Raw genomic sequence first — 25,621 nt, forward strand, 5'->3', positions numbered from 1 at the left:
GAACGGGTAGACACCGTGCCCGCCCTGGTCGGCGGTCACCATCGTGGCCCGGTCGCCGAGGGCCCGCCGCATCTTCATGGCGCCGGCCAGAGGTGTCCCCGGGTCGCGTTCGTTCTGCACCATCAGTACGTTCGACGGGCCGCGGTCACCGATCCGCACCGGCGGCTCGACCCGGCTGTCCGGCCAGTACGCGCACGGCTTGATGTTTCCCGTGATCCCGCCCAGCATCGGGTACTTCACCCGGTCGGTCGCGGCATTGCGCTGGTAGTCCCGGACCTTGCCGGGCCAACGCGAGTCACCGCAGGCCACATAGAGATGACTGGCGTAGAAGTTCTCCGTGATCTGCGGCGGCGCGGTCGGCAGCGGCTTGCCCTGGTCCAACGCCTGCCATTCCGTGGCCAGTTGGGGCAGGTAGCCCTCGACGTAGAGGCGATCGAACGTCACCCCGCGAAACAGCGTCCCGTCGATGCCGTCGACCGGTTCGGCGTCCAGCCGCTTCGCGAGTTCGAAGAACTTGGCGGTCACCTGCTTCGGTGTGGCGCCCAGACCGTACTCGGGGTGCGCGGCCGCGTACGCCGCGAAGTCCGGGAACCGGTCCTCCATTCCGCGGCCCAGCAGGCGGAAGCTCGACAGGTCGTAGCCGCCGGGGCCCATGTTGCTGTCGAGTACGATCCGGTCGCCGCGCTCGGGGAACAGCGTCGCGTACACCGCGCCGAGGTAACTGCCGTAGGAGGAACCGAAGTAGGAGGTCTTCGGCTCGCCCAGCGCCGCCCGGATCCGGTCCATGTCGCGTGCGGTGTTCGCGGTGGTGGTGTACGGCAGCATCCACGCCGTCTCCGACGTGGCGCACTGGTCGGCGACGGTCCGCGCGTACGGCGCCTCCGCGGCGACGTCGGCCGCGGTGTGCGCGTACGGCGGGAAGTTGCCGCGAGCCTGCTGCCGCGGTGTCAGGTCGCAGGTCACCGGTGTGCTGCGGCCGACGCCGCGCGGGTCGAAGCCGATCAGGTCGTAGGAGTCGAGGACGTCCTTCGGCAGCCCGGCGCCGGCGAGTTGGGCCGGGTAGTCCACCCCGGAGCCACCGGGGCCGCCCGGGTTGGTCAGCAGCACACCGCGGCGCTTCGCGGGGTCCTTGCTCGCCAGGCGGGAGACGGCGAGCTCGATCTGCCGGCCGTCGGGATCGCGGTAGTCCAGCGGGACGTCGAGCGTCGCGCACTCAAGACGGGGCGCGTCGGCGTTCCGCGGTTCGGCCCGCTGCGGACACGGGCCCCACCGCAGGGCCCCCGGCGTTGCCGTCACCGTGTCCGGAGTCGCCGCCGACGCTCCCGGCATCGCGACCGCCGCGACCGCGGTGGCGGCGAGGGCGAGGGACAGGGTTCTGCGCATCTGGTGTCCTCCTGAGGGGGCGTACGAGGTCGGGCGCCGGAACGGTCGGGCGCCCCAACGGTCGGGCGACGGATACGAGTCTGTTCGTCCGGCGTCATCGGCACATCGGCCCGGAGGCTCCAGGCACCTTCGACCAAAGTCGAGGCGGTGCTACGACTCCGGGGCGAGGACAGGGCGAGGACGGGGGTGTCGCAGGGGCCGCTGCACCGGCCGCGCGGGTTCGCGACAATGACCGGATGAACACGGAGGTCGCGCCACGGCTCGGGGGGTGGCAGCAGACGTGGCGGCTGGTGGCGGCCGCGGCACTGGGCGTTCCCTTCTGGCTCGCCACCGGTGCGGCGCTGCCGCGGGGGTGCGCGAGCGACACGTGTTCGTGGTTGGTCACCGGCGATCCGCTGGTGGCTCTCGGCTGTCTGTTGGCGCTGCTGCTGCGGCGACGGTTCCCGTTGGCCGCCGCCCTGGTGGTCGCCATCGCCTCGGGCGTATCGGCACTCGCCATCGGGGCCGCGCTACTGGCTCTGTGCTCGATCTCCACTCGTCGCCGTCCCGTGGAGATCGGAGTTGTCGCGCTCGTCTACGTCGCCGCGTCGCAACTCGCCCTCGTGATCTACCCGATCGAGACCCCGCCCGGCTCGATACCGCTCCAACTCGCACTCCCGGCACTGAGTGCGGGCATCGCGGTGGCCATGGGCGTGGCGATCGGCGCGGGGCGCGGTGAGATGCGGTCCTTGCGGGAGCGGGCGGAGAGCGCGGAGCGGGAACAGACCGCACGGGCCGAGCGGGCTCGGGCCCTGGAACGGAACCGCATCGCCCGGGAGATGCACGACGTGCTCGCGCACCGGATCTCCTTGGTCGCCATGCAGGCCGGAGTCCTCGACCACCGCGGCGACCTGCCCACCGAGGAGAACCGCACGCTGATCCGTGGCATCGCCGACGGCTCCCACCAAGCGCTGGAAGAACTGCGAGACGTCCTCGGTGTGCTCCGCGCCGAACCGGGCCGCCCGGAACCGCCACAGCCCTCCCTCGACCGCATCCCGGAGCTGGTGGCCGACGCCCGTACCTCCGGACTGGACGTCGGGCTCACCACCACGGTGACGGGAAAACCGTCCGACGTCGTGGGACGAACCTGCTACCGGGTCATCCAGGAAGGGCTGACCAACGCCGTCAAACACGCCCCGGGCGCCCCCGTGCACATCACCGTCGAAGGAACAGCCGGCGACGAACTGCGCGTGAGCGTCCACAACTCCTCGGCCACCACGACGACCACCGGGCCGCCGGCATCAGGATTCGGCCTGCTCGGCCTCGCCGAACGCATCACCCTCGCCGGTGGACACCTCAGCCACCACCCCACACCCGACGGCGGATACGTCCTCACCGCGCGACTGCCCTGGCCGAGTCACGACCACGACCACGACCACGAAAAGAGAAGCTGAGTGGAGAGCGAGCGGGAGCCGGTGCGTGTCGTCATCGTCGACGACGAACAACTGGTGCGCCTCGCGCTCCGACTCGTCATCGACGGCGAACCGGACCTGACCGTCGTCGCGGACGCCGCCGACGGGAACGCCGCGATCACCGTGGTGGACGAGCAGCGGCCGGACGTGGTGCTGATGGACATCCGGATGCCCGGCCGTGACGGGCTCAGCACGACCCGGGAACTCCTCACCCGGCCGGCGCCGCCCCGGGTGCTCATGCTGACCACCTTCGACTCCGACGATCTGGTGCTCGGCGCGCTGCGTGCCGGGGCCCTCGGGTTCGTCCTGAAGGACACCCCGCCGGCGCGGATTCTCGACGCGGTGCGGACCGTCGCGGACGGGAACCCGGTGCTGTCCCCGGCCGCCACGGCACGAGTGATCGCCGCCGCCACCGGGCCGCTGTCCTCCGAGGCCCGTCGCTCGTCCCGCGAAGCCGCGCGGAAGCGGCTGTCCGCGCTGACCGAGCGAGAACTCGACACCGCCCGGGCCATCGCGGACGGTCTCGGCAACCCGGAGATCGCCGAGCGGCTGCGCATCAGCATCGCGACCGTCAAGGCGCACACGGGCAACCTGTTCGCCAAGCTGGCGGTCGAGAACCGGGTGCAGATCGCACTCCTGGTCCGCGACGCGGAGGAGTGAGACGGTCGCGAGCGTCCGCCAACTGCCCGCGTCAGCCAAGGTATTTACCGCCTGCTCACCCATGTGTCACGCTCGGATGGCACGGGCCGGGGGGAGTGCGGATGGGCCAGGGGTTCGTGGAGGTCGGTGCGCTCTTCCGGTCGGGTGGGATGGCTGTGGGGTTGCCGTCGACCGTCGTGGGGGCCTATCGGTCGCTGGGTGGGCTCGGTGCGGCGTACGGACAGGTTGTGGCGCCGCTGGTGAGCGAGAGCCTTGCCGATCCGGACGAACGGGCGCGGGCCGAGCGGTCGTTGCGGGCGATGAGTGTGAAGTTCGGGCTGGCGATGCTTGGTTATGCCCGGTTGACCGGGCGGACGCTGCCGCTGGACGTCGCCGTTCTCGCTGGTGCCGTCACCCGGCTCTACGACGATCTCATCGACGGTGACACCGATCCGTCCGCCGATGCCCGCCTCGCCGACCTGATGGGGAACCGGCCTTTCACCGCCGGTACGGACGCCGAGTCGCTGCTCGGGCGGTTGGTGCGTGAACTGGAGCGCAGGCTCGGGTACACCCCCGGTGAGGACGTGTTCGCGGCGATCGCCTCGTTGCACGAGTTCCAGGTGCTGTCGCGGCGGCAGCGCGAGGTGGACGTTCCCGTCGACGTGCTGGAGAAGATCACCCGGGGCAAGGGCAGTTCGGCGCATCTGATTCTGTGCAGCATCGTCAAACCCGGCCTCGATCCCGCCGAACGTGAACTCGCCATGGATCTGGGGGAGGCCCTGCAGTCCCTCGACGACTACATGGACGTCGGCCCCGACCGGGCGCACGGTGTCACCACCCTCGCGACTCTCGGTGTGGTAACCCTGGCACGTATCGCGGAGCAACTGCGGGGCATGCGGCCGCGGTTGGTGGCGTGCTACGGCCGACGGTCCGCCCGGACGTACTGCGGGATGCTCTACTTCCTGCTCCTCAAGGCGTGGGTCGGCCGCTACCTCCCCGTCCTCGGCCGGCTGACGCGCCGCGCCGCGGGGAGATCCGCCGTACTGACCGTCTTCGCCCGCAGCGGGGATGCCCTGCCGCCGGCCGTCGGCGAGCCGGAGGGCCGGTCGTGAGGGGGCCGGGTGCGCTGAGGATGGGCCTTGCGGCAGCGCTCGGCGTGACCTCGGCGGCCCCCTCCGTCCCGCCCGTCGCAGTCCCGAAGACCACCCCAAGGAACCCCCGTTCATGAGAACCCGCCGTGTGCTCAGAGTCGCCCTCGCCTGCCTGCTCGCCGCGGTGCTCGTGGCCACCGTCGTCGTCGCCGTGCTGGGGCTCAGGAGCGGCGATCTCAAGCCCTTGGACCTGTGGGCCTCCCTGATACCCGTCGTGCTCGCCGTCGCCGCCATCGTGACGACCGTGCTGTACAGCGGGCTGCGTCCGTCCGGCACCCTGGACGAGGCGGTCGCGGCGCAGGTGCCGGCGCTGGCGCGGAGTGTGGTCAAGGCGTGGGCGGCCGAGAGCCGGAACCGAGGGCTCTTCGAGGACCGACGGATGGCGGTGCGATGGCGGCGGAGGGCCGGGGCGGAGCGGTTCTCGCGGCTGGCCGGCGAGTTGCCCGAGGAGGGCGTGCTGAATCAGCTGACGGGGACCTTCGCGCGGCGCGTGCGCGCGGGCGGTCTGTCGCGGTTGGTCGTGACGGGGAATCCCGGCGCCGGGAAGACCACCGTCTGTGTCCTGACCACGCTCGAACTCGCCGAGCCCGCCGGGCACTTGGTGCCCGTGATCTTCCAGGTCTCGTCCTGGGACCCGGCCCGCCCGCTCATGGAGTGGATGACGGACGAACTCACCGCCGTCTACACGGCCAGCACCGACAGGACCCGCAACCGGCTGATCTGCGCCGAGTTGGTCCGGCATCACGTGCTGCCCGTGCTCGACGGACTGGACCAGGCCGCCGACCGGGCCGCCGTACTGCAGGGTCTCGCCGCGGGGTTGGAGGGCCGGTCCTTCGTACTGGCCTGCCGTACCGAGGAGTTCCACGCGCTGGACGCCGACGGCATGCTGCGCGAGACGCTCGTCGTACGACTTCAGCCGCTGCGTGCGGACGAGGCGCGCGGGGTGCTGGAGACCGCCCGTCCCGGGCCGGTACTGGAACCGCTGCTCGCCGCCCTGGAGGAACGGCCGGACGGGCCGCTGGCGCGGGTGCTGGAGACGCCGTTCATGCTCTCCCTGGCCGTGTCGTTGGACGGTTCGCTGCCTCGGGAGATCCTCTCGGGAGGCGGGGCGAATCGGAATCCAAATCCGAATCCGAATCCGAATCCGAACGCGAACGCGGGGGGCGGGGCGGGCGCCGACGCGGAGGCCGAGGCCGAGGAACGGATCGGGCAGCGGCTGCTGGGTGCCTTCATCACCCAGGCCTACCTCCGACCCCGCGACAAGGCCCCGCACTACAGCGCCGAGGACGCCCGCCGCCATCTGACCTTCCTCGCCCGCAACGTCGATCCCGCCACCGGACGGCTGGCCTGGTGGCAGCTGCACCGGGCCGTGCCGCGCTGGGTCCATCTGACGCTCGCCCTGCTCAACGCCGCGATCGGCTGCTCGATCCCGACGGTCGCGCTGTTCGCCCTCTTCGGCCGCCCGCTGCTGGGCCTGTGGATCGGGCTGGGTGCCGCGCTGGTGGGCGCGTTGGTCGTGGAACTGGTGCCCGGGGACGATCCGCGCCGCGCCAAGCCGCGGCTGAGATCCGTACGACCGCCCTCCTCGCACGCGCTGCAACGGGTGCTCGGCTTCGGGGTGGTGGGCGGCGCCGCCTGCGCCGTGATCGTCGCGTTCCTCTACGAGAGACCCCAATACGTGGTGATCGGCGGGGTGTTGAGCGGCATCACCTTCGCCGCCGCCCGCTACTTCAGCGAACCCAGCGACCTCATGGAAGCCATCACCCCTACGACCCTGCTCCGCTCCGACCGCTCCACGGTCCTCTACGCCTGGCTGGCCGGCGCCGTCGCGGGCGGGCTCACCGGTGCCTACCTCGGCGGCTCGATCAAGGCCGGCCGGCGCACCCCGCAGCTCGACGACGTCACCCTGATCGACAAACTGCCCACCGCTGTCGAGGCGTTGATGGGGGCGGCGGGCGGGGCGCTGCTCAGCGCCACCGGGCTGGGGCTGATGGCGCTCGGGTCCAGTTCGTGGGGGCGGTTCGTGGCCACCCGCGGGTGGCTGGCGGTGCAGGGGCACACTCCGCGGCGGCTGATGGCGTTCATGGAGGACGCCCAACGGCGGGAGGTACTACGGCAGATGAACGGGCATTACGAGTTCCGGCACCAGTTGCTCCAGCGTCATCTGGCCGAGCCGGCCCGGGCCGTCGCTTCCACCGCCGACACCAACACCGGCCCGGACAACACCCAGTAGGCCCGTCGGGCGGGCCTGCGTCCGGTGTCGGGCAGCGCCAGATAGCTCGCCGCGGGAAAGCGGACCCAGGCCTGCGGGGCGCCGGGGCGCACCGGCTGGAAGTCCAACTCGGCCAGCTCCCGGCGCACTTCGGCGAGCACGGCGAGTTCGTCGCGGCCGACGGAACAGACGAACTGAAGGGTGGCCTGGGAGAACGTACCGACGGAGCGCTCCCGTTCGCGCCGTCGCAGCAACTCACCGACCTGCTGGCCCCTGGTCAGGTCATAGACCTCGGGCGGACCCGGCACCTCGTCCGAGCGGACGGCGCAGCGCAGGAGGGGGAAGTGGTGGGTACGGAGGTCGGCGGTCCGGTCCGCCAACCAGCAGGGCTCGTACGCGTGTTGACGCCGCTCGAAGACGACCAGAAGAAGCGACCGGGCCAGCACCCCCGCCCCGAGCACCACCGCACACACCAACGCGGCGGTCCGCACACCCGGCACCAGCAACCCCACCAGCGCCACCACGACCGGCACGGCAGCCCACCCGGCCCCCACGAGCTGCGCCTCGGCGAACTCGGGTCCCTTGAGCCCGGTCCCGTACCGTCGTGCTGCGCCCTTCAGCCCGGGCAACGGGGCGAGGGGGATGGTCTCTTCGGGTCGCAGCGGCTCGGACTCGGACCCGGGCACGCGCACGGACCCGAATACGGACCCGGACTCAGGCTCGTAGCTCATCGCCCCGCTCACCCGTCCGTCCGCCTTCCGCCGACGTCACTCCTGGTCCCCGCACGGCTGCGTCTCTGCGCCTCTGCGTATCTACGTCTCTACCCTGTGTGGACGCTACTACGGCTCTCCTCCGCCCCGTACCGGGCCGGAGCGGGGATTCGCGTTCCTGGCTCTGGCCTGCGGCGTTGGGGATAGCGGAGGGGCAGGCGGGGGCGGTGCAACGGGACGCGGCTCTAGATTCGGCGGCCTCGGAACGGCGCGGGTGGCAGCGCCGGCCCGACCCTTCGGCCGCGCCCTCAGGGAGGCATCATGCGAGGAACCAGGTCCGTGATCGGCGTACTCATGATCGTGATCGGCGGCGCGTTCGCCCTGCTGAGTCTGGTGACGTATGCGGACAAGGACGAACTGCATCAGGCCGAACACCGGGTCTACGACCTTCAGTTGGCGCCCGAGGAGGAGGCGCGGGCGCGGGCGACGCTGGCGGACGTCCAGGACCGGGAGGGGACCAACATCCAGGTGGCGATCGGCGGTGCGGTCGTGGCCGGGGCGGGGGTTCTGGTCGTCAGGAGTGTGCGTCGGGGGCGGTCGGGGGTGCCGTCTTCGGTGCGGTGAGGTCTGGTACGTCGAGGTTCGGCGCGTTGAGGTCTGGTACGTCGAGGTTCGGCGCGTTGAGGTCCGGTGCGTCGAGGTTCGGAAGGTTCGCGGTGGTGGCGGTCCGTTCCCGTGACCAAAGGGTCAGAAGTTCGTCGGCCTCGCGGGTGCGGGGATGGTTGGCGCCCTGGATCCGGACCATGTCGGCCAGCAGGGTGGTGAGTTGGTCCGCCGCGGTGGTGTGATCGCCGCGGCGGTAAAGGAGTTCGGCCCGCTGCTGGCGGGTCCGCAGGGTGCGGGGGTGGTCCGCGCCGAGGACCTGTTCGAGGGGCTGCTGGAGCCGCTCCAGCTGGTCGAGCGCGCCGGCGGTGTCTCCGGCGACACCGCGCCAGAAGGCCAGGTTGACCCGGTAGGTCAGGGTGGTGGGGTGCTCGGCGCCGAGCGCGCGTTCTGAGTCGTCGGCCGCGCCCACGAACTGCCCTATGGCCTCGTCGAGTTCGCCGGCGATGCCGTGCCAGTAGGCGAGGTTGTGCCGGGCCACGAGGGTCTCGGGATGCAGCCGTCCGAAGACGGCGGCCAGGCCTTCCACCGCCTGCTGGTACGTGGTCACCGCCAGCCGCACGTCACCCGTCTCGCCGATCCACCGGCTGAGACCGGTGAGGGTCTTCAACGTCGTCGGGTGCCGGGGCCCGAGGTCCCGTTCGAGTTCCCGGACGAGAGCGGCGTACCCCTCGCGCGCGCCGTCGGCGTCCCCGGACAGCCCGCGGCACAGGGCGACATGGTCGTCGGCGAAGACCACCAGGGGGTCACCCGCGGTGAGCGTCGTACGCGCCTCGGCCGCCAGAGCGACGAACTCGGCGAGCGCCGCGTCGATTTGACCTGCCTCCATCCGGAAGCGCGCCTCGTGGAGCCGGATGGACAGCGTGTCGGGGTCGACGGGACCCAGGCCGTCCTCGGCCTCGCGCCGGATCTCCGTCAGGGAGTGCAGGGCGGTCGCGGTGTCCCCGAGATCGCCGACCGCCTGAGCCGCCTGAGCTCGCAGCACCAGCACGTCCGGGTGACCGTCACCCAGCCGACGGCGGGCCTGGTCGGCCAGAGCCCGGGCCATGTCGCGGGCGGCGCCGGGACGTCCGAGGGCGGTGAGGTGGGGGCTGAAACGGCGGAGTAGGGGGTGTAGGCGGAGTGGGGCACGTGCGTTGAGCGAGGATTGCGGGTTGAGTTCCGGGCGCTGGTCGGGCAAGGGATGCGTGCCGGACGGGAGTTGTGGGCTGGGCAGGGGCTGCGGGTCGGACGGAGGTTGTGGGTCGGGCAGGTGATACGGGTCTCGCAGGGGATGCGTGCCGGACGGGTGCTGCGGGTCGGGCGGAGGACGCCGGCCAGGCAAGGGACGTGGGTCGCCGCCCCGCCACAGGCCACCGTCGGCGTGCGCCAGCAGTACCTCGGCGCTGCGGTAGAGGGCGGTCTCCGTCTCCGGATCGCGGTCCGGCGCGGGCCAGACCTCCTCCAACGCGTCGGCCGCGGCGGTGGCGAGGCGTTCACGGCGATCGGCCGGTACGCCGTCGCGGACCGCGCGCTGGACGAGGGAGTGCACGTCCACGACGGACAGGGCGCCGTCGGCGGGGGCGGGCCCGTGGTGGGTGACCAGGCTCAGCCGATGCAGTGCCCGGAGCGCCAACAGGCTGCCCCGTTCGGGTACTTCGCCCCCGTCGAGGCCGTCACCCAGCCATGCGCGCGCCGCCGAACCGAGCAGTACCGCGTCGGGAATGCCGTCGGGCGCGAACATCGAGATCAGTTCGAGCATCGCGCGGGCGGTACCGGGCGGGGCGAGTGACTCCGCCCGGGCCAGGGCGAGTTGGAGGGTGCTCGTGACGGTTCCGCCGTGTTCGTCGGCGGGGGAGGAGGGCGGGAGCAGCCCGGCGACCTGCTCCCGGCGGTCCGCCAACAGGCCCAGATACGTGGGCAGATCCATGCCGGTGTCGATGAGGAAGGCGGCGGCCTGGGAGAGGGCGAGGGGGAAGTTGCCCAGCAGGGCGGCGAGGGTTGCGAGGTCTTGGTGAGGGTGAGGGTAGGACGGGGGTTCAGTGTGGTGCGTCGTAGGCGGCTGGTACCGCGCCGGGGACCCGTGGTGGGCGGCGGTCGGACTCGGGTCGTCGCCGGGATCGCCCGAGTCACGCAAGCCGTCTGCATCGCTTACGTCGTACAGATCGCCTACGTTGCTCAAGGCGCCCGCGTCGCCCAAGACGCCCGCATCACCCAGTTTGCGCGCATCGCTCAAGTTGCCCAAGGGCCCCGCGTCGCTCAAGTCGCTTACGTCGCCCAGGTCGAGCCGCAGCCGGTCGGTCAGGTACGCGGTCGCCTCGGCGGCGCTGAACACCCCGACGGGTATGACCCGGACGCCGGGACGCAACAGCGCGGCATCCCGTCGTCGGGTCACCAGGACGGTCCGACCGGCGTCACCGGCGGGCCAGAGGCCGGCGAGTTCACCCGGGTCGTCGATGTCGTCGAGGACCACGAGCCAGGGGGTCGCGGTCGATCTCAGCCAGGTTAGGAAGAGGTCGGCCTGGGTTTCGTCGTCGCCGCCGGGGGCGGAGTCGGGGGAGGGGACGACCGCCGGGGGGATGCTGGGTGCGGGGGCGAGGGCCATGGGGCCGCCGGGGTTGTTCCGGTCACGGGCGCCGAGCGCGACGACGTCCCCCGCGAGGCCTGCAAGACTCGTAGCGCCCGCGCTACCCACACCCCCCGAGCCCCCCGAGCCACCCACGCCGCCCGCGATGCTCGCCCCAGACAGCGCCCGCCACGCCCGCGCATAACTCCCCAGCACCGACAGCCGATTGCCCGCAGGCACCCAGAGCAACACCTCCGCCCACCGCTTGGCCCGATGAAACGCGGCCGAGGCCAGCTGTGACTTGCCGACACCCCCCGCCCCCGTGAGCAGCACCTGCCGTACGGAACGATCCAACAGCCCCGCGTCGATCCGCTCGGCCAACTCCGCACGCCGACGCAGTGCGGCGGCGTCACCGGGAGGCCGCCCGATCACGATCCGAGCCGGCACGTGTGCCGGCGTGCCGACCTGCCCCTGAGACGGCGAATGCTTAGGCGAGTTCGAGGTCAATGGCGAGGACGACGCGATCCGCTGCCCCACACCGCCACTGTTCCGATGCTCCCGAGCCGCACGCCACAACCGCTGCCACTGCGCCATGCCGATGTGCGTACCGCCGAGTTGGGCACCGGTCGCGCCCCCCACCGCCCTGTCCATGGCCAGCACCAAGGCCATGACAGCCTCGAACTGACGAGGGACGGACTGCCCGTTGAGCCACTCACCGAGCCGGCGCGCGTTGACGGCGACCCGCCGCCCGGACGGCAACGCCACGGCACTCGCCCGCCGGGCCAGCGCCTCGTCCGACACATCCGGCAGGCGCCGCCGCAACCGGGTCAACGCCGCCGCGAACACCAGCCTGGGATCATCGGTTCCGCGCTCATCCACCCGCGTTCCCCCTCGGCCCCCGCCCGCCACGCCAGTTGCCCGAGTCTATGCGAGGACAGGCCCCCCGGACCGGCCCGCAACGGGGACCGATACTCGCGTCACCCACCCCCACTGAACTGCCCATACCTCCCAGGCAGGTTGATGGTCAGGAGCGCCACCCGCACCACCGCCCATACGGTGCGGTATGGCCGAAGAGCAGACCCACCCCGAGATGATCCGCGACGAACACCCTTGGCAGCCGACTCACCCCGACGGCTGGCGCGGCTACGCACACGTACGGGTGTGGCGAACGGATCGGGATCACGTGACCATCGTGCTCAGCGGCCGCAGCGCCGAGTACGACCTGGAGACGGTGCTCCCCCTGCTCCGCACCGAATACCCGGACGACAAGGCCGACTTCTACTTCCACCGCCCGACGGACTGGGGAACCATCGGCTACTACGCCCACCTGACCCAGCCCACCGACGGCACGGGCCCGATAACCCGAACGGACATCGCAGGCAACACACTGGCAGCCCGCCTGGGCCCTACCTTCTACGCAACGGAGGACCCGGACGACGAGTCGACGGGCTGGGGCGGACCCTAGGGCGAGGCGCGCCTACTCTCCTCCCTCTCCGTTCTCGCCATCCAGGACCGGCACCCCCACTGAGCAAGCCCGCCCACGGCGAGGGACACAAGAATCGCCCCCCAGTCGATGACGTGCGGCAGCCCGGGAAAGAACGCGAGGAAGGCAAGCGCGGCGACGAGTCCCACGAGAAACGCGACAACCCCCGCCCGGCGCCGCCGAGTTCGCCGCACCTGGTCCGAACCGGGGCCCTGTTGCTGCTCGATCATGAACAACTCACCGGTACGTACGGGAGTTGATCCGCTGTGCGGTGCCCAGAGCTGTAGTGAGACGCATGACGAAGTGCACGACGAAGGCAGGTCCCTTCTGGTGATCTCTGATGAGTACCGGGGACAACCACGCCCTGCGGCGACCAGTTACCGATTTCCCTCTTGATTCACTGCCCTGTGTGATCAGTGGAGGAGTGTGCTGACCAGCGGAAACGTTTATCGCCGCAGAGACTCAGACTTTGATCACGCGGATACCGGCACCGCACAGAACCCGGAGGTCTTCAGGGTCCGACGTCAGGACAGTCGCAGGGGCCGGTGAGGCGAGAGCGGTCGCGGCGACAATGGCGTCCAGGGCGTACTTGTGGCCGTGGAGTCCCGCCGCCGCGAGGAGCCTGCTGGCGTGCCGGGCAATGGCTTCGGTCGGCGGGACGATGTTCACGCGTGACACGGCGTAGTCGAATCGGGCCTGGTCGGTCCTGGGATCCCGGGCTTCGACGAGGGTGACGGAACTCGTGACGACGCGCATGTCCTCGGCTTCGGCCGCGGCCAGCCATTCGGTGAGTTCGGGTGACCGTCGTACGAGCTTGGACAACCCCTCGCAGTCCAGGACGAGCGTGCCGCTCACGCGGCGTCCACCGCGTCGGCCCCGTCACCCCGGAGCCGCGCCCGCTTGGCCTCCACCGCGGCTTGGTCGACCGGGCCGTGCTCGGTCTCGGCGTCCTCGATGAGTTCACGCAGCCGGTCCCGCTCCAACTGACGCTGGATCAGGGCTTCGACGTAGGCGGACATCCCTCGCTTGCCGGTCCGTGCCTTGAGCGCGGCGATGGTGCCCTCGTGGAGCGAGACGGAGACCGGCCGGACCGGGCCTTCGCCGGGAACGGGGTCTGCGGGGATGGCCATGAGGCCACTTTAACAAAAGTCTTGTTATTGCGCTCGGCGATTCCGCAGGCGCCAAGTCACCCCAGCCGCTTGGATGATGTCCAACCGATCCACCGCCCCACCTCAGGAGCCGAGACATGGCCGGCCACAGTGACAACGCGACCCGCGGCGGCTACTCCGGCACCCCGCTCGCCAAGAAGATCGGCATCAAGCCCGGCCACCGGGTACGCCTGCTGCACGCCCCGGACACCTTCGACATCCCGGATCTCCCCGACGACGTAGACCTCACCGCATCCACCACCCGCACCCGCACCACCACGTCCACCCCCACCCCTCAAGGCCCCCGCGACCCCCACCCCGCCGACATCACCCTCGCCTTCTACCGCACCCGCGCCACCCTCGCCGCCGAAGCCACCGCCCTCGTCGCCGCCCTCGCCGACACCGCCATGCTCTGGATCGCTTGGCCGCGGAAGGCCGCAGGTCACGTGAGTGACATTGCTGAGAATGATCTGCGGGACCTCTTCCTCCCGCTGGGCATCGTCGATGTGAAGGTCGCCGCGTTGGGGGAGGACTGGTCGGGGCTGAAGTTCGTACGGCGGAAGGAGAATCGCGCGGGTGCCGCGGCGAATCCGTAGGGCGCGAAGCCGAACCGGCCGGGCTTCGGCATAGACTCTCGGGACGCCAACGTGAACCCTCGGGGACGCCGACACAAAACTTCGGGATAAGGGGCAAAATCCGGGGTAGTGAGGGAAATCACCGGGGTGCTTAAGAAGTCCTTACCGTGAACGGCTAGCATCGCGCGTCATGCTGCCGGTCGGGATGGGGTGAGGGCATGGATGACCTGGCTGGCTCGGAGGCGTCGTCGAGGATCGCCGTCGCCGTGGTGACGATGGGCAACCGTCCCGCCGAGGTCGACGCGCTGCTGGAGTCGGTCGCCAAACAGGACCTGGCCCCCGCGCGCATCGTGATCGTCGGCAACGGCTGCCCGCTCCCCGACTACGCCACCCGCCTGGCCCTCCCCGGCGAAGTCACCCAGCTCGAACTCGACGAGAACCTCGGCTGCCCCGGCGGACGCAACATCGCGCTCCGCACGCTGCGCGAGTTCGACGACATCGACTACGTCGTCGAACTGGACGACGACGGACAACTCGTCGAAGTGGACGTACTGCGCCGGGTACGGGACTTCTTCGACGCCGAACCGCGGCTCGGCATCGTCGGGTTCCGGATCGCCGACGAACACGGCGTGACCCAGCGCCGCCACGTACCCAGGGTCGGCAACGCCGATCCGATGCGCGGCGGATACGTCACCAGTTTCCTCGGCGGCGGCCACGCCCTCCGTACGGCCATGATCGACGAGATCGGCGACTGGCCCGCCGCGTTCTTCTTCGCGCACGAGGAGACCGACCTGGCCTGGCGCGCCGCCGACGCGGGCTGGCGGATCCGCTACGCCCCCGAGCTCCTGCTCCGCCACCCGAGGACCTCGCCCGCCCGCCACGCCATCTACTACCGCGTCACCGCCCGCAACCGCGTCTGGCTCGTCCGCCGCCGGCTGCCCCTGCCCCTCATACCCGTTCACCTGGGCATATGGACCCTGCTCACCCTCGTACGAACCCGTTCGGGACCCGGCCTGCGGGCCTGGTTCGGCGGCTTCATGGAGGGGCTGCGGGAGCCGGCCGGTGAACGGCGTCCGATGCGCTGGCGCACGGTATGGCGGCTCTCCCGACTCGGCCGCCCGCCCGTCATCTGACGTCAGAGGGCCAACCCGTCATCCGGATCCGGCACTTGAGCCCAGCGAGTCGGCCCGACATCCGGATCCGGCCGCGGCGGCGTCACTCCCCCGAGCAACGCGTCGTACGCGCGCACCCCCGGGGCCAGATCCGATGTAGTGATCACATCAGGCCGCGCCAACAGATCGCTAACATTGGTCAAGGGCTTGAATCAGACGACGGGCGCTATCCCGCCAAGAGCGAGCGCGGCGCGGGAGCGTGGGAGCGCGGCGCGGGAGCGCGGGAAGGGCAGTGAACGGCGTGGTGCGGCACGGTCTGCGTTTCGGACTGCTGGGTACGCCGGTCCTGTTCGACTCCGGGAGTGAAGCCCCTCGGAGTGGCGACCTCAATACCCCCGCCGTCACCCCCATCGGCAGCCCCAAACTCCGCGCCCTCCTCGCCACCCTCCTCATCGACAGCGGCCGAGTCGTCTCCGTCGAGGCACTCAAGGACGCCCTCTGGGGCGGCGCACCACCCTCCTCCGCACAAGCCTCACTGCACAACCACGTGGCCCGCCTACGACGCCTGCTCCACGACCCCGACCGGCTGCGAGCCGTCCCGCCCGGCTACGTACTCCGCGTCGAACAGGGCGAGTTGGACGTCCACGTCTTCGAGCACCACCTCGCCACGGCCCGTGATGCGCACGCCACCCGCGACTGGGCCCGGGCGATACGCGCATCCACGGCGGCCCTCGCGCTCTGGCGAGGCGCTCCGCTCAGCGGCCTCCCGGCCGAGACCGGCGGATACGCCCTCGTCCGACGGCTGCGCGAGGCCCGGCTGCTGCTCCTGGAGCGGCGCTACGACGCCGAACTCGCCGTCGGCGGCCCCCGACTCGGCGCCCTCGTACCGGAGTTGGCGGCACTGGCCGGCGAGCACCCGCTGCGGGAGGCGTACCACCGCCAGTTGATGCTCGCCCTGCACCGCACCGGCCGCCAGGCCGAAGCCCTCGCCGTCCACCGCGACCTGCGCACCCACCTCATCGAGGAACTCGGCGTGGAACCGGGCCCGACCGTACGCGAGGCCCACGTGGAGGTCCTCCGGGAAGCCGCCGCCGCGGCCACAGGCCCTTCCTCTATGCGCGAAGACATCCCCCTACCTACTCAACACACCTCGCCTCCTCAACTCCCTCTACCCGCCCAACTCCCCCCACCTCTCGCCCACTTCACCGGCCGATCCCCGACCCTCGCCGCCCTGCGTGAAGTCCTGCACAACACCCCCGAAGGGTCCACCGAGACCACCCCCGCCACCCCACCCACTCCCACCATCACCGTCATCCACGGCATGCCCGGTATAGGCAAAAGCGCCCTGGCCCTCCACCTCGCCCACACTCTGAAGGAACGTTTCTTCGACGGTCAGCTCTACCTCAACCTCCACGGCGCCACCCCCGGCATGACCCCCCTCACCCCCACCCAAGCCCTCACCGCCCTCCTCCACGACCTCGGCACCGACCCCCACCACCCCCACCGCATCCCCGAACACCCCGACGCCGCAGCCGCGTTGCTCCGCTCACTCCTCGCCCCCACCCGCACCCTCCTGCTCCTGGACGACGCGGCGAGCGCCGCTCAGGTACGGCCGTTGCTGCCCGGCGGAGCCGACTGCGCGGTGATCGTCACCAGCCGTTCGCCGCTGACCGCGCTGGACGGTGCCCACCGCTTCCCGCTCGCCCCGCTGTCGGACGAGGAGAGCGCGGCGCTGCTGCGCGCGGTGAGCGGACGCGAGGGCCTCGACGCGGCCCACCCCCTCGTCGCACTCACCGGCCGGCTCCCGCTCGCCCTGCGCGTGGTCGCCGCCCGGCTGGCCGCCCGCAGCGCCCTCACCCCGGACGTCCTGGCCGGTCAACTGGCCGCAGAACAAGGCCGGTTGAACCACCTGGAGTACGACGACCTGAGCGTCCGCCGCTCCCTGGCCGTGGCCCACGACGCACTCGCCGCCTCCGCCCGCCGGGCCGACCGGGACGCGGCCCTCGTTCTGCGCGCCATCGGTACTCTCGACCTCCCCGCCTACGGCGCACCCCTCCTCGCCCGTCTGGCCGGCACCGACGCCCGCCGCACCGAGGCCGCCCTCGACCGCCTCGTGGACGTGGCCCTCCTGGAGGAAACGGCATACGGCCGCTACGCCCCCCACGACCTGGTCCGCGACTTCGCCCACGAACTGGCGGCCGCCCACTGCGGCGAAGCCGTCACCGAAACCGGCATCCAAACCGCCCGCGAATCCGGCCCCCACTGATCACTCCACTCATCACTTCGCGTCGGCATAGCACTCCACCACCGCCGTCGTGAACGGGAACCGCACCGGCGTCTCCCCGAACGTCAGCCGCCCCGCCAGGTCGGATGCCTCCCGGATCGCCGCCACGATCGTCTCGGCCTCCTCCTCGGGACAGTGCACGATCACCTCGTCGTGCTGGAAGAAGACCAGCTCGGCCGACATCCCCGCGCACGTCCGCCGCAGTGCGGCGAGCAGCAGCAGAGCCCAGTCGGCGGCGCTGCCCTGGACGACGAAGTTGCGGGCGAAGCGGCCTCGGGCGCGGGCGTCCGTGGAGGCGTAACCCGGCGTCCACTGACGGGCGTCGGAGTCCTCGTCCCCGACGGGGATGCCCGCCTCCTCCGCGTCCTCGTCGGCGCCCGCCGCCGGTGGGCAGGTCCGCCCGAGCCAGGTCCGCACCAGCCGGCCCTCCTCACCGGCCCGCGCGGCGTCGTCGACGTACGCGACCGCCTTGGGGAAGCGGCGTCTGAGCGCGGCGAGGTTCTTGAGACCGTCGCCCGAGGTCTGGCCGTAGACCGCGCCGAGCACGGCGAGCTTGGCCTGGGCGCGGTCGCCGGAGAAGGCGCGGTCGGAGACGGACTGGTAGAGGTCGGTCTCCCGGCCGGCCACCTCCATGAGGCCGGGGTCGCGCGAGATGGCCGCCAGCACGCGCGGTTCCATCTGGTCGGCGTCGGCGACGACGAGCCGCCAGCCGGGGTCGGCGACCACCGCGCGCCGGATCACCTTGGGGATCTGCAGCGCGCCGCCGCCGTTGGTGACCCAGCGTCCGGTGACCGTGCCGCCCGCGTGGAACTCGGGCCGGAACCGCCCCTCACGCACCCAGTCCTGCAACCACGACCAGCCGTGCGCGACCCAGATCCGGTAGAGCTTCTTGTACTCGATCAGCGGCTTCACGGCCGGGTGGTCGACGGACTCGATCTCCCAGCGCCGGGTGGACTTGACCTTGATGCCGGCCTGGGCGAATGCCTTTATGACATCGGCGGGCAGGTCCGGCCGCACCCGGCGCCCGAAGGCGGCGGACACCTCGTCCGCGAGCTCGGCGAGGCGCCGGGGCTCGCCCCCGCCCGCGTACCGCTCGCCCAACAGCTCGTGCAGCACCCGCCGGTGCACCTCGGCGCTCCACGGCAGCCCGGAGCGGTTCATCTCCGCGGCCACCAGCATCCCCGCCGACTCGGCCGCCGTCAGCAGCCGCATCCGGTCCGGGTGCGCGGTCGTGTCGTGCCGGCGCTGCTGCTCGGCGTAGACCGCGGCGAGGTCGGGCAGCGGCAGCTGGATGCTCTGCGGCTCGAACAGGGGGGACTGGGCGTTGGGTTCGGCCGAGCGCGTCGGCGGATCGGCGGGTACGGGGCCGCCGCGCAGGCGGGCCAGGGCGGCGGCGGCCGAGCTGGGTTCCCCGTACCGCCCCTCGTGGCCGAGCAGGAGGGTCTCGGCGTCCTCGACGTCGTAACACCGCTCGACCCGTACGCCGGCGGCGAGCAGCCGCGGATACATCTCGGCGGTGGACCGCCACACCCACCGCGTGACCTCCGGCAGCCCGCGCACGATGTCCCCGGGCTCCGCCTCCCGGCGCACCGGTCCCGCGAGCACGCCGTCCGGACCGAGGGGCGCGGCCTCCACGCCACCACCCTCGGCCGGAGCGAGCGCCCAGCGATCGGTCATGGTTGCGAGTGTCGCAGCCACCTCTGACAACGCCCTCGCGAGCGGCCGCCGCCTGAACCCTTCGCCCCTCCTTTCAGCCCCCGTCAGCCCCTTCAGTCCTCCTCGCTCACCCCGCCCGGCGCCTGCAGATATCCCGCGAGCGCCTTGCTGAGCGCGGCCTCCACGGGGGTCTTCTCGATGCCGAGGTCGGAGAGGACACCCGTGCCGTTCTCGAACTCCAGCAGGGCCAGCAGGATGTGCTCGGTGCCGATGTAGTTGTGGCCGAGGCGGAGGGCCTCGCGGAAGGTGAGTTCCAGGACCTTCTTGGCGTCGGAGGCGTAGGGGACGAGTTCCGGGGGCGACTCGACGCCGGCCGGCAGCGCCGCGGTCGCGGCCTCGACGAGCGCGTCGAGGGTGACGTCCTGGGCCACGACCGCCTTGGCCGCCAGGCCGTCCGGCTCGGCGGTGAGGCCGAGGATCAGGTGGGCCGGGACGACCTCGGAGTTGCCCGCGGACTTGGCCGCGTTGTGCGAGGTCACCACGACGTTCCGCGCGCGTGTGGTGTACCGGCCGAACCCTTGGTTCGGGTCGAGGTCGGTCGACTCCTTGGGCACGAACCGCTTCTGCGCGGCCTGCCGCGTGACCCCCATGCTCCTGCCGATGTCGGTCCAGGAGGCGCCCGAACGCCGGGCCTGGTCCACGAAGTGGCCGATCAGGTGGTCGGCCACCTCACCGAGGTGGTCGGCGGCGATGACCGCGTCCTGGAGCTGGTCCAGGGGTTCGACGTGCACCCTCTTGATCGCGTCGATGATGTCGTCGAGACGTACGGAAGACGTGATGGTCGGTTTCGTCGTCATGTGTCAACCGTAGGTTGACAGTTCGGAGGTGTCAACCTCGGGTTGACATAAAGGGGGCTCCTCTTTTGAAGAAACACCGTGTGAGGCTCCGGCCAACGGTGGTTGACTCGGCTGCCATGAGCACGTTGACGACGAACGCCGCCCCCGCCCTCACTCCCGTCGCCGACGTCCCCGAGATCGTCGACGCGACGGCCCGGCTGCTCACCGAGCACTACGCGCTGCCGGACGTCGCCGAGCAGTTGGCCGCGCTGCTGCGCCGACGCCTGGCGGAGGGGGCGTACGACGTCACGAACGCGGCGGAACTCGGCGCCCTGGTCACCGCCGACCTCCGGTCGGTCAATGGCGATCCGCACCTGCGGCTCGTGTGCCACTCCGATGCCACCTGGCTCCTCCACCTCGACCTGACGGCCGCCGTTCCTACCGCTCCTACTGTCCCGGCGCCCGTACGCGGCTGACTCGGTCCGGCTTGTCAGTGCCCCGTGTCACGATCGAAGCGTGACCAGTACGCCGACCAGCCCCGTCGAGCGCGCCTTCGAGGCCGCCCTCTACGCCGCCGATGCCGACTCCGCCCTCGACACGGGCGCGTCCGTGCTGGCCGCGGACCCGGCGGCCGACGCCGAACTCGCCCGTCGGGGGCGGGAGTTCGTGGCGGCGGCCTGGCGGCGCGGCTGGCAGCCCGCCGACGTCGTACGGATCGTGCGCCGGGAGCTGGACGACGTACACGTGCATCTCGTGTCCGCGCTGATCCGCGAGCAGGCGCCGGACGACCGTCCGCGCGGGCCCCGTTGGACCGCGCAGGTGGAGTCGCTCCCGGGTGCCGGCGACGCCCCGCCCCGCGCCGACCGCTTCTCGCACGCCACCGCGGTGCTGGAGCTGTACCGCCTGCTGTTGCGCCTGCCGAGCCTCGAACCTCTCGACGACCAGCCCGATCACCGGTCCCGGGACGGCGGTCGGCCGCGGCCCGAGTCCCGCATGCTCACCCGTATCCGCGCGTTGCTGGCCAAGGCCGAGGCGACCGGGTTTCCCGAGGAGGCGGAGGCGCTCACCGCCAAGGCGCAGGAGCTGACCGCCCGGCACAGCATCGACGAGGCGCTGCTCGCCGCGCGGACGCCCGCGAAGGACGCGCCCGCCGCCTGCCGGATCGGTGTCGAGCCGCCGTACGAGCAGGCCAAGGCGGTGCTGCTGGACGCGGTGGCGGACGCGAACCACTGCCGGGCCGTGTGGAACGAACCGCTGGCCTTCTCCACGGTCGTCGGCTTCGAGGCCGACCTGGAGGTGGTCGAGCTGCTCTACGCGTCCCTGCTGGTCCAGGCCCAGACGGCCATGACGAAGGCGGAGGCGGCGCAGCGCGCGGGCGGTCGGCGGCGTACGAAGAGCTTCCGGCAGTCGTTCCTCGCGGCCTACGCCCACCGGATAGGCACCCGCCTCGCGGCCGCCGCCGAGACCCAGGTGACCGACGACCTGCTCCCGGTGCTGGCCACCCGCGAGGTCGCGGTCACGGCCGAGGCGGACCGCATGTTCCCCGAGACGACCACGACCCGGCTGCGGGGCGTGACCGACGCGGCGGGCTGGACCGAGGGCGCCGAAGCGGCCGACCGGGCCCAGGTCGGCGCCCGGCCCCGGCTGCCCTGACCGTCGTAGGCCTCAGTCGCCCGCCTGCGTGAACGCCGTCACCGAGGCGTCCGGTGTGCCCGCGTCCCCCTTGAGCGCGACCTCTCCGTACGACCACGGGAAGCCGTGGTCCGCGTCGGCGCCGGGGAGGGTGAACGTGCCCGTCTTCACCGCCAGGCTCTTCGCGCCGCCCGCCTCTCCGCGCACGTAGGTGATCGTGAAGGAGGCCGTCGCGTCCTTGGCCAGCGTCAGCTTCTCGGCCGTGGACGCCTTGTCCTCGGGGACCTTTGTGGAGGTCTTGCCGGCGGTGAGGTCGACGCCCGGGTAGCCGTCCAGGGTGCACTCCGAGCCGCGGTTGGTGATCGTCACGGTGACGTTGCCGCTGTCCCCGGCGGCCGGGGCCGGGCTCGCGTCGACCTGCACCCCGACCGAGTCGAGCGTGCAGCCGCCACCGGCGGCCTTGCTCGCGCCGCTGCCGCTCCCGCCGTCACCGCCGCCGTCGTCGCAGGCGGTCAGAAGGAGGGCCGCGGCGAAGGCGGCGACGGTGATCCGGGTGGCGCGCATGAGGGTCCTCGGGTGCTTCGGGGGAGTGACGTCGGTGAGACGCGTGCATGGATCATCACGCACGAACGTGCGAGCCGGTTGCCCGCCCCCGGCTCAGCCGCCGGCGCCGGACCGCAGTCGGCCGGACCACCGCCGAGCCCCTACTGCCCCAGACTCGCCGTCGGCAGCCCCGACGGCAGCTGTCCGCCCTCCGCCTTGGCGTACGTCTCCTTGCCGAGGCTGCCCGACCAGGTGACCGCGAGGGCGGACTTGTCCACGGAGTCGACCATCCCGGTCGCCCGCTGCTTGCTGCCGTCGGTGCAGGTGAGGTGAATCATCTGCATGCCCGCCTCCTCGCCCGCGGTCCCGCTGCACACGGTCCCGCCGGTCGAGAAGAGCCCCGCCTGCTTGCCGTTGACCACCAGCGCCACGGCCTTGCCGTCGGTGGTGGCGAGCCAACTGCCCTGCAGACCGTCGGACGCGGTCGTCCCGTCGGAGCCACCGGAGGCGGCGGAACTGGAGTCGCCCGAGCCGCCGCCCGTGTCCGCGGTGGCCGTGGAGGACGCGGACGCGCTGGGGTTCGACGAGGCGCCGTCGTCCGAACCGCCGTCGTCGCTGCACCCGGTGAGCGCGAGCGCGCCCGCCAGACCCGCGGCCGCGGCCACGATCCGCACCTTCGTAGTCGCCGAAGTCACTGGTAACTCCCAAGCTCTAGGACCGGTCTTTCGGATCAGCTCGGCGTCGCGGGCCCCGGCCCGCACGGCTCGGCCGAGAGGCGCCCCGCCTCCAGAACCGACCCTGCGCGCAGACCGGCACTGGCCACCCGGCCACCCGCACCGGCACGCGCAGCCACCCGCCCCCGCCCGGTTCGGCCCGAGGCACCCCGCGGCACAGCCGCCCCGGCCCGGAAAGGGCCCGAACGCGTAGGCCCGAGCAGGCCGTGGCCGGTTGGCCGCAACGCCCGCTGCAAGCTACCAGCCCGCGCTCTCCCTGCCATGGGGAGCAGCTGTGAGGCTTACCAGGAGGACTTGCGCACCCCCGGCAGATACCCGGCATGCGCCTGCCCACGCAGCGACACCCGGGACAGCCCGAAGGCGCGGAAGTAGCCGCGGGGCCGCCCGTCGATCTGGTCGCGGTTGCGCACCCGCGTCGCGCTGGCGTCGCGCGGCTGCCTGCGCAACTCCCGCTGGGCGGCGAGCCGTTCGGCCTCCGTCGAGGACGGCCGCCGGATGATCTCCTTCAGCTCGGCGCGGCGCCCGGCGTACCGGGCGACGAGCTCCTGGCGCCGCTCGTTCTTCGCGATCTTGCTCTTCTTCGCCATCAGACCCGCACCCCCCGTGCCCTGATCCGGGCCACGGCCGCCTCGACGCCGATCACGTCGACGGTCTTGATCCCGCGCGCGCTCAGCCGCAGTCGTACGTGCCGGCCCTCGCTCGGCAGCCAGTAGCGCTTGGTCTGGATGTTGGGGTCGAAGCGGCGGGAGGTCCGCCGGTGGGAGTGCGAGATGCGATTGCCGAAGCCGGGTTGTGCGCCGGTCAGCATGCAGTGCGCGGACATGGGTGACGTACCTCTCCTCGATCGTTGTCACCACGAGTGGTGTTAATGGAATTCATTTTCAGTAAGGTAGCACCATGGCACGCAACGAACTCCGCCCGGTCATCAAGCTGCGGTCCACCGCGGGGACCGGCTTCACCTATGTGACCCGCAAGAACCGGCGCAACGACCCCGACCGCATGACCCTGCGCAAGTACGACCCGGTCGCAGGCCGCCACGTCGACTTCCGAGAGGAGCGCTGAACCCCCGCCATGCGCAACGGAATCCACCCCTCCTACGGCCCCGTCGTCTTCCGCGACCGGGCCGCCGGCCACGCCTTCCTCACCCGCTCGACGCTGGTCGGCGAGGCGACGGCGGGCGGGAAGACCATCGAGTGGGAGGACGGCCGCACCTACCCGGTCGTCGACGTCGAGATCTCGAACGTCAGCCACCCCTTCTACACCGGCACCGCGCGCGTGCTGGACACCGCCGGGCGCGTGGAGCGCTTCGAGCGACGGTTCGGGAAGCGGGGCAAGGCGTCGTGAGTCTGTCCGTCGTCATCGTCGGCGGGCTGCACGCCGAGGCCCGCAGGGCGACCGTCGCGCGGCTGCTGGCCGACGTGCCCGGCAGTGTCGTACTCCACCACGACCTCGCAACGGCCGCCGCGGGCACGGTGGTTCGCACGATCAGCGACGCCACCGGGCTGCTCTCCGCGGGCGAGGCGCCGCTCGTCAACGACTGCGCGTGCTGCGCCCTGCGCGAGGACCTCGTCCCCGAGCTGCGCCGCCTCGCGGACGCGGGGCTGACCCGGCTGGCCGTCGTCGAGCTGTGGGACTCCGTCGAGCCCAAGGCGATGGCCGAGGTGGTGGCGGCCGGCGGGCTGACCGTCACCGGCGTGATCACCGCCGTGGACCCGGCGCTGCTGCTGCCCTACCTCGGCAACGGCGACGACCTCGCCGAACGCGGCCTCGCCGCGGCCGCCACCGACCAGCGCACGGTCGCCGACACCTTCGCCCGCCAGCTGGAGTACGCCCCCGTCCTCGCCGTCCTCGACTCCCCGGAGGCCGACGACGAGGACCGCGAGCTGCTCGCCCAGCTGCATCCGACAGCCCGTCAAGTCCCTGTGCGGAGCGGCCACTCCGGGGATTTGACGGGCGTTTTCCAGCCATCCGCCGATCCGGCGCCCCGGCCCTCCGGTGCACCTGCACCTGCATCGGAAGGCGCACGATCTTCCCCGCTGGCCCGGGCCGCCCTGGCCGGCTTCGACGTGGAGGCCGCAGCCGCCGCCCAGCACCCCGCCTGCGCGCTGCTGCCCGCCGACGCCGACGCGCACGGGGTGTCGACCCTGGTGTGGCACCGGCGCCGGCCCTTCCATCCGGAGCGGCTCTTCGCGGCCCTGGAGGACCTGACCTGCGCGGCCGCCCGCAGCCGGGGCCGGTTCTGGCTGGCCGACAAGCCGGACACGCTGCTCCACTGGGACGCCGCCGGCGGTGCGCTGTGCGTGGAGAGCGCGGGTCCGTGGCTGGCCTCGCTGCCCGACGCCGCCTGGGACATGGTCCCGCCGGTGCGCCGCGCCGCCGCCGCGCTGGACTGGCACGCCGAACACGGCGACTGCTGCCAGCACTTGGTCTTCACCTCCCCGGGCCTCGACCGCGACGGCCTCGAACAGCTGCTGGAGTCCTGCCTGTTGACCGACACCGAGTACGCCGCGGGCCGCACCGCCTGGAAGCGGCTCCCGCCCGCCTTCGACGCCTTCTTGGAGGTCTGATGCCCCGCACCACCGACCGCAGGTCCGACCGCAAGTCCGCGGGCAGTCGCCCCAATCCGCTGGACCAGGCGAAGATCACGTACATCGACTACAAGGACACCGATCTGTTGCGGAAGTTCATCTCCGACCGGGGCAAGATCCGCAGCCGGCGCGTCACCCGGGTCACGGCTCAGCAGCAGCGGCAGCTGGCGCGGGCCATCAAGAACGCGAGGGAGATGGCGCTGCTGCCCTATATCAGCAGGTGAGTTACGGTTCAGGTCGCTGAACAACCTTCCCGGTCACCGCCCCCGCCCGAAC

General features: G+C 71.8%; 25 protein-coding genes and 1 pseudogene. 15 read left to right on the top strand and 11 right to left on the bottom strand.

From position 1 onward, the window contains the following. The coding region (locus ACWDR3_RS25535; protein WP_450354891.1) for an alpha/beta hydrolase at positions 1-1,383 on the bottom strand (1,383 nt) is incomplete at its 3' end. 236 nt (positions 1,384-1,619) lie between these two features. On the opposite strand from ACWDR3_RS25535, the gene ACWDR3_RS25540 reads away from it, so the two are divergent. The 4 genes from ACWDR3_RS25540 to ACWDR3_RS25555 all read left to right on the top strand — a co-directional run bounded on the left by ACWDR3_RS25540 (position 1,620) and on the right by ACWDR3_RS25555 (position 6,857). Next, entirely contained in the window at positions 1,620-2,816 is a 1,197-nt protein-coding gene (locus ACWDR3_RS25540; RefSeq protein ID WP_450354892.1) for a sensor histidine kinase, read from the top strand. Beyond that, the gene (locus ACWDR3_RS25545; RefSeq protein WP_450354893.1) at positions 2,817-3,494 is read left to right on the top strand and encodes a response regulator; all 678 of its coding nucleotides are present in this window, start codon (positions 2,817-2,819) and stop codon (positions 3,492-3,494) included. 101 nt (positions 3,495-3,595) lie between these two features. Continuing rightward, positions 3,596-4,585 carry a hypothetical protein gene (locus tag ACWDR3_RS25550; protein WP_450354894.1) on the top strand — a complete coding sequence of 330 codons (990 nt, stop codon included), beginning with the start codon at positions 3,596-3,598 and terminating at the stop codon, positions 4,583-4,585. Between the two features lie 112 nt (positions 4,586-4,697). Further along, a complete protein-coding gene (locus ACWDR3_RS25555; protein WP_450354895.1) occupies positions 4,698-6,857 on the top strand; it encodes an NACHT domain-containing protein in 2,160 nt (719 codons plus the stop codon). On the opposite strand, the gene ACWDR3_RS25560 is transcribed toward ACWDR3_RS25555, so the two are convergent. After that, on the bottom strand, positions 6,785-7,567 hold the full coding sequence (locus ACWDR3_RS25560) for a hypothetical protein (RefSeq protein WP_450354896.1): 783 nt from the start codon (positions 7,565-7,567) through the stop codon (positions 6,785-6,787). The genes ACWDR3_RS25555 and ACWDR3_RS25560 overlap by 73 nt on opposite strands. Positions 7,568-7,867: 300 nt before the next feature. On the opposite strand from ACWDR3_RS25560, the gene ACWDR3_RS25565 reads away from it, so the two are divergent. After that, the gene (locus ACWDR3_RS25565) at positions 7,868-8,170 is read left to right on the top strand and encodes a hypothetical protein (protein WP_450354898.1); all 303 of its coding nucleotides are present in this window, start codon (positions 7,868-7,870) and stop codon (positions 8,168-8,170) included. Here the strand turns inward: ACWDR3_RS25565 and ACWDR3_RS25570 are convergent. Then, entirely contained in the window at positions 8,121-11,633 is a 3,513-nt protein-coding gene (locus tag ACWDR3_RS25570; protein ID WP_450354899.1) for a tetratricopeptide repeat protein, read from the bottom strand. The two genes, ACWDR3_RS25565 and ACWDR3_RS25570, sit on opposite strands and share 50 nt — an antisense overlap. Positions 11,634-11,817: 184 nt before the next feature. Between ACWDR3_RS25570 and ACWDR3_RS25575 the strand changes: the two genes are divergently transcribed. After that, on the top strand, positions 11,818-12,219 hold the full coding sequence (locus ACWDR3_RS25575) for a hypothetical protein (RefSeq protein ID WP_450354900.1): 402 nt from the start codon (positions 11,818-11,820) through the stop codon (positions 12,217-12,219). 480 nt (positions 12,220-12,699) lie between these two features. On the opposite strand, the gene ACWDR3_RS25580 is transcribed toward ACWDR3_RS25575, so the two are convergent. Next, a complete protein-coding gene (locus ACWDR3_RS25580) occupies positions 12,700-13,092 on the bottom strand; it encodes a type II toxin-antitoxin system VapC family toxin (RefSeq protein ID WP_450354902.1) in 393 nt (130 codons plus the stop codon). Further along, positions 13,089-13,367, bottom strand: a complete 279-nt coding sequence (locus ACWDR3_RS25585; RefSeq protein ID WP_450354903.1) for a hypothetical protein — start codon at positions 13,365-13,367, stop codon at positions 13,089-13,091. The genes ACWDR3_RS25580 and ACWDR3_RS25585 overlap by 4 nt, the downstream gene beginning before the upstream one ends. A 116-nt stretch (positions 13,368-13,483) precedes the next feature. On the opposite strand from ACWDR3_RS25585, the gene ACWDR3_RS25590 reads away from it, so the two are divergent. The 3 genes and pseudogenes from ACWDR3_RS25590 to ACWDR3_RS25600 all read left to right on the top strand — a co-directional run. Further along, complete coding sequence (locus ACWDR3_RS25590) at positions 13,484-13,981, top strand: DUF3052 domain-containing protein (RefSeq protein WP_450354904.1); 498 nt, start codon at positions 13,484-13,486, stop codon at positions 13,979-13,981. Between the two features lie 197 nt (positions 13,982-14,178). Further along, positions 14,179-15,093, top strand: a complete 915-nt coding sequence (locus ACWDR3_RS25595) for a glycosyltransferase family 2 protein (RefSeq protein ID WP_450354906.1) — start codon at positions 14,179-14,181, stop codon at positions 15,091-15,093. Between the two features lie 283 nt (positions 15,094-15,376). Further along, positions 15,377-17,293 (top strand): annotated as a pseudogene (locus tag ACWDR3_RS25600) (BTAD domain-containing putative transcriptional regulator); the annotation flags it as partial. Between the two features lie 57 nt (positions 17,294-17,350). On the opposite strand, the gene ACWDR3_RS25605 reads toward ACWDR3_RS25600, so the two are convergent. Beyond that, positions 17,351-19,033 carry a bifunctional 3'-5' exonuclease/DNA polymerase gene (locus ACWDR3_RS25605; RefSeq protein ID WP_450354907.1) on the bottom strand — a complete coding sequence of 561 codons (1,683 nt, stop codon included), beginning with the start codon at positions 19,031-19,033 and terminating at the stop codon, positions 17,351-17,353. Between the two features lie 92 nt (positions 19,034-19,125). Beyond that, positions 19,126-19,869 (bottom strand): Clp protease N-terminal domain-containing protein, encoded by a 744-nt coding sequence (locus tag ACWDR3_RS25610; RefSeq protein WP_450354909.1) that lies wholly within the window; start codon positions 19,867-19,869, stop codon positions 19,126-19,128. Positions 19,870-19,985: 116 nt separating this feature from the next. Here ACWDR3_RS25610 and ACWDR3_RS25615 point away from each other — a divergent pair, with 116 nt between their 5' ends. Together ACWDR3_RS25615 and ACWDR3_RS25620 are read left to right on the top strand one after the other, a co-directional pair. Then, positions 19,986-20,324 carry a hypothetical protein gene (locus ACWDR3_RS25615; RefSeq protein ID WP_450354910.1) on the top strand — a complete coding sequence of 113 codons (339 nt, stop codon included), beginning with the start codon at positions 19,986-19,988 and terminating at the stop codon, positions 20,322-20,324. A gap of 40 nt (positions 20,325-20,364) precedes the next feature. After that, positions 20,365-21,501: a DUF2786 domain-containing protein gene (locus ACWDR3_RS25620; RefSeq protein ID WP_450354911.1), complete on the top strand. Its 1,137-nt coding sequence runs from the start codon at positions 20,365-20,367 to the stop codon at positions 21,499-21,501. A 12-nt stretch (positions 21,502-21,513) separates the two neighbouring features. Here the strand turns inward: ACWDR3_RS25620 and ACWDR3_RS25625 are convergent, their stop codons facing one another. The 4 genes from ACWDR3_RS25625 to rpmB form a co-directional block, all read right to left on the bottom strand. Then, positions 21,514-22,044, bottom strand: coding sequence for a DUF4232 domain-containing protein (locus tag ACWDR3_RS25625; protein WP_450354913.1), 531 nt, complete (start codon positions 22,042-22,044; stop codon positions 21,514-21,516). Between the two features lie 140 nt (positions 22,045-22,184). After that, positions 22,185-22,718 carry a hypothetical protein gene (locus ACWDR3_RS25630; protein WP_450354914.1) on the bottom strand — a complete coding sequence of 178 codons (534 nt, stop codon included), beginning with the start codon at positions 22,716-22,718 and terminating at the stop codon, positions 22,185-22,187. Positions 22,719-23,038: 320 nt separating this feature from the next. Then, positions 23,039-23,344 carry a 30S ribosomal protein S14 gene (gene rpsN, locus ACWDR3_RS25635; protein ID WP_450354915.1) on the bottom strand — a complete coding sequence of 102 codons (306 nt, stop codon included), beginning with the start codon at positions 23,342-23,344 and terminating at the stop codon, positions 23,039-23,041. Then, positions 23,344-23,580: a 50S ribosomal protein L28 gene (rpmB, locus tag ACWDR3_RS25640; RefSeq protein WP_123998637.1), complete on the bottom strand. Its 237-nt coding sequence runs from the start codon at positions 23,578-23,580 to the stop codon at positions 23,344-23,346. The genes rpsN and rpmB overlap by 1 nt, the downstream gene beginning before the upstream one ends. 74 nt (positions 23,581-23,654) lie before the next feature. Between rpmB and rpmG the strand changes: the two genes are divergently transcribed. The 4 genes from rpmG to rpsR are packed head-to-tail and all read left to right on the top strand — an operon-like array spanning position 23,655 to position 25,569. Continuing rightward, a complete protein-coding gene (rpmG, locus tag ACWDR3_RS25645; RefSeq protein ID WP_015658813.1) occupies positions 23,655-23,819 on the top strand; it encodes a 50S ribosomal protein L33 in 165 nt (54 codons plus the stop codon). A gap of 9 nt (positions 23,820-23,828) precedes the next feature. Beyond that, positions 23,829-24,101: a type B 50S ribosomal protein L31 gene (locus tag ACWDR3_RS25650; RefSeq protein ID WP_450354916.1), complete on the top strand. Its 273-nt coding sequence runs from the start codon at positions 23,829-23,831 to the stop codon at positions 24,099-24,101. After that, the gene (locus ACWDR3_RS25655) at positions 24,098-25,324 is read left to right on the top strand and encodes a CobW family GTP-binding protein (RefSeq protein ID WP_450354917.1); all 1,227 of its coding nucleotides are present in this window, start codon (positions 24,098-24,100) and stop codon (positions 25,322-25,324) included. The genes ACWDR3_RS25650 and ACWDR3_RS25655 overlap by 4 nt, the downstream gene beginning before the upstream one ends. Further along, the gene (gene rpsR / locus ACWDR3_RS25660) at positions 25,324-25,569 is read left to right on the top strand and encodes a 30S ribosomal protein S18 (RefSeq protein ID WP_450354919.1); all 246 of its coding nucleotides are present in this window, start codon (positions 25,324-25,326) and stop codon (positions 25,567-25,569) included. Before ACWDR3_RS25655 ends, rpsR begins: the two co-directional genes overlap by 1 nt. The last annotated feature ends 52 nt before the right edge of the window (positions 25,570-25,621 follow it).

Source organism: Streptomyces sp. NPDC001002 (assembly GCF_053599215.1).

Coding starts and splice junctions, on each gene's coding strand:
- ACWDR3_RS25540 (WP_450354892.1), top strand. CDS start 1,620: ATGAACACGGAGGTCGCGCCACGGCTCGGGGGGTGGCAGCAGACGTGG.
- ACWDR3_RS25550 (WP_450354894.1), top strand. CDS start 3,596: ATGGGCCAGGGGTTCGTGGAGGTCGGTGCGCTCTTCCGGTCGGGTGGG.
- ACWDR3_RS25555 (WP_450354895.1), top strand. CDS start 4,698: ATGAGAACCCGCCGTGTGCTCAGAGTCGCCCTCGCCTGCCTGCTCGCC.
- ACWDR3_RS25560 (WP_450354896.1), bottom strand. CDS start 7,567: ATGAGCTACGAGCCTGAGTCCGGGTCCGTATTCGGGTCCGTGCGCGTG.
- ACWDR3_RS25565 (WP_450354898.1), top strand. CDS start 7,868: ATGCGAGGAACCAGGTCCGTGATCGGCGTACTCATGATCGTGATCGGC.
- ACWDR3_RS25575 (WP_450354900.1), top strand. CDS start 11,818: ATGGCCGAAGAGCAGACCCACCCCGAGATGATCCGCGACGAACACCCT.
- ACWDR3_RS25585 (WP_450354903.1), bottom strand. CDS start 13,367: ATGGCCATCCCCGCAGACCCCGTTCCCGGCGAAGGCCCGGTCCGGCCG.
- ACWDR3_RS25590 (WP_450354904.1), top strand. CDS start 13,484: ATGGCCGGCCACAGTGACAACGCGACCCGCGGCGGCTACTCCGGCACC.
- ACWDR3_RS25595 (WP_450354906.1), top strand. CDS start 14,179: ATGGATGACCTGGCTGGCTCGGAGGCGTCGTCGAGGATCGCCGTCGCC.
- ACWDR3_RS25605 (WP_450354907.1), bottom strand. CDS start 19,033: ATGACCGATCGCTGGGCGCTCGCTCCGGCCGAGGGTGGTGGCGTGGAG.
- ACWDR3_RS25610 (WP_450354909.1), bottom strand. CDS start 19,869: ATGACGACGAAACCGACCATCACGTCTTCCGTACGTCTCGACGACATC.
- ACWDR3_RS25615 (WP_450354910.1), top strand. CDS start 19,986: ATGAGCACGTTGACGACGAACGCCGCCCCCGCCCTCACTCCCGTCGCC.
- ACWDR3_RS25625 (WP_450354913.1), bottom strand. CDS start 22,044: ATGCGCGCCACCCGGATCACCGTCGCCGCCTTCGCCGCGGCCCTCCTT.
- rpsN (WP_450354915.1), bottom strand. CDS start 23,344: ATGGCGAAGAAGAGCAAGATCGCGAAGAACGAGCGGCGCCAGGAGCTC.
- rpmB (WP_123998637.1), bottom strand. CDS start 23,580: ATGTCCGCGCACTGCATGCTGACCGGCGCACAACCCGGCTTCGGCAAT.
- rpmG (WP_015658813.1), top strand. CDS start 23,655: ATGGCACGCAACGAACTCCGCCCGGTCATCAAGCTGCGGTCCACCGCG.
- ACWDR3_RS25650 (WP_450354916.1), top strand. CDS start 23,829: ATGCGCAACGGAATCCACCCCTCCTACGGCCCCGTCGTCTTCCGCGAC.
- rpsR (WP_450354919.1), top strand. CDS start 25,324: ATGCCCCGCACCACCGACCGCAGGTCCGACCGCAAGTCCGCGGGCAGT.